Consider the following 6,006-nt stretch of genomic DNA (forward strand, 5'->3'; position numbering starts at 1 on the left):
CAATACCAGCGCACAGCCCAAAGAATGATTTCGCCCTGAAAATGCCGACCATGGAAAGGATTCATATGCTGCACCTTTAGCTAAAACAGTCTTCAGCTTACCATTCGTGGTTATTTGCAACAGTGCCTGTTAATTAATATTAATTTTTATAATTCTTCTTTTAAGATAAAAGTTTTTAACCAATTGATTACTATTATATTTATATCTAACTCAAGACAAGCTTTTGTCTTGGGACTATGTTTTACTATTTTAAAAGAACTCTTTGAATTTATAATTGTTGATAACTGCCTAAGCTCTTACACAATTTATTGTATAATATAAAGGACTGTGGGAAAAAAAGTGTAAAATATTTCTTGTAAACGATTGTTTTTATAGTAAATGTATATTTTACTTTCATTTCTAAAAAAAGTGTAAAATAATTATCTAATCAATCACATCTTATTAGCTCGAAACTTTGCGAGCGTATAGCTAAATGCGCTAGCATTTTGATATACCGAGTAATAGTTTGAGCAAACAAACGACTGAACCAGTTTACTATCGAATGAGAGTAACAGAGTGCGTTAGTTGATCTCAAGAGAAAATGCCATGCCCAAGAGAAGACCTTACACTTTTCTATCTTAGATAAGGGGGGTATGCTTAAAAAAGTGTATAGTTTGATTTTACACTTTTTTATATTGAAATATTATCAATCAAATACTTAAAAAGAGTAGACAAGGGACTTGTGTGAAATAAAGTGTTGACATTGATTTATAATTTTGATACTGTTAACCACATAGGATAGAGGAGTATCCCTCACTACTTCATATCCTGACAACATATAAATGACACTAAAAAATTAAGACCTATTTAGGTAATCCGATAAATGAATTTACAAGATTTAGTAATAAATAATGCAGTAAAAATAAAGCAAGATGCTCAATTAAATACAATAACAATTATAGCTAGTGATAGCTCCGAAAAACTTTCAAATCTAATTAAGGATTTTCCAGACAACTGTTATGTAAATAAACAAATTACAGGTTGTGGTGGTACAACATTAGTTATCCGTAATGCACAAAATTATGTAGTTCTCGTTCCTTACATTAACCTACTTAAATCCAAATTAGCAGACAACCAAGGAATTGTTGATTTAATTGGCGTGTATGGTGATACCGAGAAAGAAGAAATAACAGAATATTTAAAAGACACTTCCAGTTCTAGAAAAATTGTTTGTACTTTTGACTCATTACCAAAACTCCTAACAACACCAGGCTTCAATCCAAAAGCATTTAAATTACTGATTGATGAAGCACATACACTTGTGAATTTAGGTAGTTTCAAAGCAGCTACTTGTGAATACGTACTTCAAAACTATAACAAGTTTGGTTCGTACGTTTTCTTAACAGCGACACCAACAAAACGTGAATATTTTCCTTCAGCACTCGAACATTTACCACTATGTACAATCGAGTGGGGTGATGTTAGACCGGTTAAATTTAACCTTCAAAAAATTGAACATGGCGTAGGGGTAAACAATGCTTTGTTTGGATTGTGCTATGATTATTTGATGGGAACAATTGAAGGCAATGCTCATATTTTCTATAACTCAGTGACAGAAATTGCATCTATCCTAAGTAAGTTGAAAGCCTTAGTTGATAAGGAAACAGGTAAGAATCTGTTTAATCCTGACGATATTAGAGTTGTATGTTCAAAATCGAATTCAAACCAAAAAACATTTAATAGTAAGCTTGGCTTGAAATGGGCAAAGATCAGTGACATCACTTCAGCCCCTGCAAAGATCAATCTGTATACTTCAACTGCTTTTGAAGGTGCAGACATCTTCGATGAAGAAGGACAAACCTACATCATCATTAATGGACTCCGTGATGCTACAAAAGTAGATTTTCACGTACTTGTACCTCAAATTTGTGGTCGTATTCGAAACACAAAATATAATGAACACATTAATCTATTAGTTGGAAATCTACCTGAAGCTGCAAGTTGTACAAAAGAAGAATGGATGCAGGAAGTTCAGAAACGTATCCAAGACAGCGAAGACGTTTTGAATGATATCAAAGAAGGTAAAATGTCAGATGCAGGACGTGAACAATTAAGAAAAGCTGCTGAAGATGACAAGTACACATTCAAAGATGAAAAAGGTGAACTGTATGTTTCAGACGTTGCATTGAAAGCTGAATTACAGGCATACGAAGCACTAGAAGCAACTTATGTGGTACGTGTTGTTGCAGGTGCTGAAGTTAATGAAGATGGATATTCTGCCTCATTTAGAGCTTTACTGACTGATGAAACAAAACATAAAGCATTCGCTCATAAACCTGAAGGCGTAGCTAAATTTTTATCAGGTCATAGCCAGTGCTTTTATGAAACGATGAAAGAATATTGTGAAGCAAGAGATGCAGATAATTCTAAAATTTATAAATTGGTTGATGCAAAGGATGACTATTTCAAAACTGCTTATGATGTTTTGACGCACGACACGATTAGAAAATTTGAATATAGAAAGTTACCAATTGAAAGAGCATTAAAGATCCAAGATGCACAGAAGGATAATGCAACTGAAATTCCGACTTTACTTAATTTGAAAAAGGATGAAGTTATTCTTCGTTCAGATATAAAAGTTCGTATTCAAGATGTTTATAATGAACTTAATATACCTGACAAAGCAAAAGCTACTGATATTGAAAAATGGTATAAAGTAAAAGATACGAGATTAAATGCAAAGCCTGCTTTTAAAATAGTTAAAATGTTGTAATTAGAATAACTAAATATAAGTTTCTACATCATATAATACCTCTAACAATACAGCTATTAAATGAACATCCAAGAGATTGCAGATTTAGTTCAATTAAGTCATGACATTGTTAAGATTTTCTCTATAGAAAGTATATTCATTACCTGCTGTAATCCAATGCGCTGCCAGGATTTACCCTGGATCAGCCCTGTTATTATCCAGGCTGAGTGCTACAGTTTCACCCTGGTGGATAAAGTTCAATGGAACTTGTCCTATTCCAGTCGTCTGGCACACAGCCAGACCACCAGTACTTTCATGCGATGGCCACGCTTATTACAGAATAGATAAGCGCAATGTAGTTTGATGTAGCCAAAAGGCTCTCACCACCTGTGCCATTGCAGTATCCATACCCGCATGAATGTCCATGGGCTGGGTAGAGAGCCTGATTTCATCGATAGGGATCATTTAATTATATAGAGGTAATATTCGATTGATATTCCAAAGACCAAGCTATCTCGAGCATCTGCTGCAGTAGAATCCTAATGTGAGCAACAGTCTCTTGATTGCTGGCGGTGGTAGAGGTTCTTCTTTTACTGGGGGGCGAATGCAGCACTTTTAATAATGGAAACTATAGGCAGTATTGAATAGCTAGAAAAAGCGGTGGTTCACCGGATGCTTACTTTGAAACGTGCTATAAATTAATATTAAAACCAGATATATAAAAAGATATCAACCTGTATAGTTTAGTGCTTTAGAATCCATATAACCCCCAGTTCAATGCGGCACATCATATCTATAACCTGTTACAAAATAAACAAGTATTATTCTTGTAGACTTATATTAACCCCTTGTACAATAGAGCTATTGTTACATCTATTTAGGTATAAGAAGAAATGATAATTACCATTGCCAATCGTAAAGGTGGAGTAGGTAAGACAACACTGGCTACAAACCTTGCTGTAGCCTTGAGTAAGAAGGGGTCTATAGTCCTAGTTGATGCTGATGATCAACAGTCAGCTCTTAAATGGTCTAAGCGTAGAACTCAAAATCCTGTTTATACTGAATACCATACTGGCGATTTAAAGAAGGTCCTTTTAGATCTTCAAAAGAAATATGACTATGTTTTATTAGACGTAGCTGGGCGTGACAGTGAAGAATTTAGATCTGCTCTTCAAGTCAGTGATAAGTTAATTGTTCCAACACAACCAAGCCAAGCCGATGTTGAAGTCCTTCCATTTGTATTGAAATTATTTAATACCTATCACAAGGTCAATGAAAAGCTTCAACCATACCTGGTAGTGAATAAAGCTCCATCAAATACAAAATCTACTGAAGTTGCAGATTCAATCGAACTGCTAGGAACACTTCCTAAATTCAAGTTATTAAATACCATTATCCGTGATCGTAAACAATTCCGTGATGCAACGATTCAAGGCTTGTCTGTAATGGAAATGGGTAGCTCTAAGGCTAGAGATGAATTTAATGACTTCTTGGTGGAGATCCTATAATGGTTAAAAATAAGAGTAAACCATCTTTAGGTTTTGGTGATGATCTTGAGGAAATTTTAGAGAATCCTGAAGCGACTGTAGATGATGCTAATGGTCAAGAAGTTGAATACACACGTAATTTAATGTACAAGATTATTCTCACTCCACACACCCAAGATGTGAAGAAACGCTTTCGTAAAGAGCATGGACGTTTAGCATCTGTACCTTTGTATTATGAGGAGGAGAAAGTTCTAAAAGAAGCAGCCGGATTCGTTGGTGAGTCTTTGAATGATTTTATTCGTGATGTAGTTCTGAAAGAAGCAAAACGTGTTTTAGGTGCTGAAAAATATAACTTAACACTGGGTAAACCATTTAACCAAACTAAGGTTAAATTGAGTGAAGAGGAGCATCAAAAATTGAGTGAACAGCGCAAGGCTGAACGTGGGAAAAACAAATAAAAAAAGTCTAGTTCCTACCGACTAGACTTTTTTTATCTTCCATGCTTTATACCTAATATTTGATTATTGTTTCTCACTTCTGATTAGCATGAGTGGCTAATTGATAAAAATAAGCGAATCAAGTTTTGATCCTATATAGGTGAATAAAAATTTAATAGTTAAAATGTAACTTTAGAGCATACCCTAAAATTACATTTTAAAAGTTCTTAAAAACATGTACCATTTAAATGTTTTTTAATCATAAGTAACATGTAACTTTGGTATTAAAGATTTATAATTTACGAAATTGTTCATTTTTATCCAATTGGGGCGTAAAAAGTGAAAGGCCAAAAAGTAGGCTATGTGCGAGTGAGTTCGGTCGAGCAAAATACGGGACGTCAACTTGAGGGAATTGAAGTCGACCGGATTTTTGTTGACCGTGCTTCAGGTAAAAATACCGACCGACCGAAATTTCAGGAAATGTTGAATTATGTCCGGGAAGGAGACCGGGTGATAGTACATTCCATGGATCGTTTTGCGCGAAGCTTAAAAGATTTGGTGACTGAAGTGGATAAACTGGTCAAACGAGGGATTGCCATCCAGTTTGTAAAAGAAAATATTACTTTTACGGCCCAATCCACCCCGATGGATAATTTGATGCTGCAACTGATGGGTGCTTTTGCACAGTTTGAACGTGAGATCATTTTAGAGCGGCAAAAGGAAGGAATTAAACTTGCCTCTTCTCAAGGGAAGTACAAAGGCCGGGTACATAAATTGAAACCTGATCAGGCTGAAGCTTTGCGACAAGACTGGAAGGAAGGGAAGTACCCTTCAAAAATGGCATTAGGCCAGGCATTTGGAATTAGTCGCCAAGCGGTATATCGGTATTTAAAAGCCGGGAAATAACTCAATTGAAATTGGCGACTATATTTAGTTTAGCTTATGAAAATCGTGAAACGTTGATTAAATAATAAGTGCAGAAAGCAAAGAGTTACTAATTTTATACAATATAAGTTTTTGATTTATAATTAATTAACTCGATTGCAATCTAGCTTTTTCAGCAACGATTTATCTTTTTTAAAATAGTATTAATTTATTTTTTTGAGAACAAACCTTAACAAAATTACAAGTTTGTAATTTTGTCGTCATTCGGATGTATATATTTACTCATTATTATAAGTAAAGATTTTTTTGGTCCAAGATATGATTAGATTCAATAATATGGGCACTGTTGCAAAGTTAGCGATGAGGCAGCCTTTTGTCTTATTCAAAGGCCTTACATTTCAAAAACTCTGCTTACCAGGCGCATTTCGCCCAGGGGATCACCATAATAAAATGCTGAGGCCTGGCC

5 protein-coding genes and 1 pseudogene are annotated in these 6,006 nt (G+C 34.8%); 5 read left to right on the top strand and 1 reads right to left on the bottom strand.

The genetic code is table 11. The features are described from left to right. The first annotated feature begins 862 nt into the window (after positions 1–862). The 5 genes from FTU87_RS14765 (at position 863) to FTU87_RS14785 (ending at position 5,561) form a co-directional block, all read left to right on the top strand. The gene (locus FTU87_RS14765) at positions 863–2,752 is read left to right on the top strand and encodes a DEAD/DEAH box helicase family protein (RefSeq protein ID WP_120376088.1); all 1,890 of its coding nucleotides are present in this window, start codon (positions 863–865) and stop codon (positions 2,750–2,752) included. Between the two features lie 60 nt (positions 2,753–2,812). Then, the gene (locus tag FTU87_RS14770) at positions 2,813–3,079 is read left to right on the top strand and encodes a hypothetical protein (RefSeq protein WP_180083595.1); all 267 of its coding nucleotides are present in this window, start codon (positions 2,813–2,815) and stop codon (positions 3,077–3,079) included. Between the two features lie 545 nt (positions 3,080–3,624). Continuing rightward, positions 3,625–4,239, top strand: a complete 615-nt coding sequence (locus FTU87_RS14775) for an AAA family ATPase (RefSeq protein WP_120376089.1) — start codon at positions 3,625–3,627, stop codon at positions 4,237–4,239. Next, positions 4,239–4,676: a hypothetical protein gene (locus FTU87_RS14780; protein WP_120376090.1), complete on the top strand. Its 438-nt coding sequence runs from the start codon at positions 4,239–4,241 to the stop codon at positions 4,674–4,676. Before FTU87_RS14775 ends, FTU87_RS14780 begins: the two co-directional genes overlap by 1 nt. A 318-nt stretch (positions 4,677–4,994) precedes the next feature. Further along, the gene (locus FTU87_RS14785; protein ID WP_004812033.1) at positions 4,995–5,561 is read left to right on the top strand and encodes a recombinase family protein; all 567 of its coding nucleotides are present in this window, start codon (positions 4,995–4,997) and stop codon (positions 5,559–5,561) included. A gap of 370 nt (positions 5,562–5,931) precedes the next feature. On the opposite strand, the pseudogene FTU87_RS14790 reads toward FTU87_RS14785, so the two are convergent. Further along, positions 5,932–6,006, bottom strand: a pseudogene (locus FTU87_RS14790) (IS6 family transposase); the annotation flags it as partial.

This window comes from Acinetobacter sp. YH12156 (assembly GCF_013418235.1).
Lineage (GTDB): Bacteria > Pseudomonadota > Gammaproteobacteria > Pseudomonadales > Moraxellaceae > Acinetobacter > Acinetobacter pseudolwoffii.

What these genes read in the sequence shown, in the direction of transcription:
- FTU87_RS14765 (WP_120376088.1), top strand. Translation starts at nt 863, where the DNA reads ATGAATTTACAAGATTTAGTAATAAATAATGCAGTAAAAATAAAGCAA.
- FTU87_RS14770 (WP_180083595.1), top strand. Translation starts at nt 2,813, where the DNA reads ATGAACATCCAAGAGATTGCAGATTTAGTTCAATTAAGTCATGACATT.
- FTU87_RS14775 (WP_120376089.1), top strand. Translation starts at nt 3,625, where the DNA reads ATGATAATTACCATTGCCAATCGTAAAGGTGGAGTAGGTAAGACAACA.
- FTU87_RS14780 (WP_120376090.1), top strand. Translation starts at nt 4,239, where the DNA reads ATGGTTAAAAATAAGAGTAAACCATCTTTAGGTTTTGGTGATGATCTT.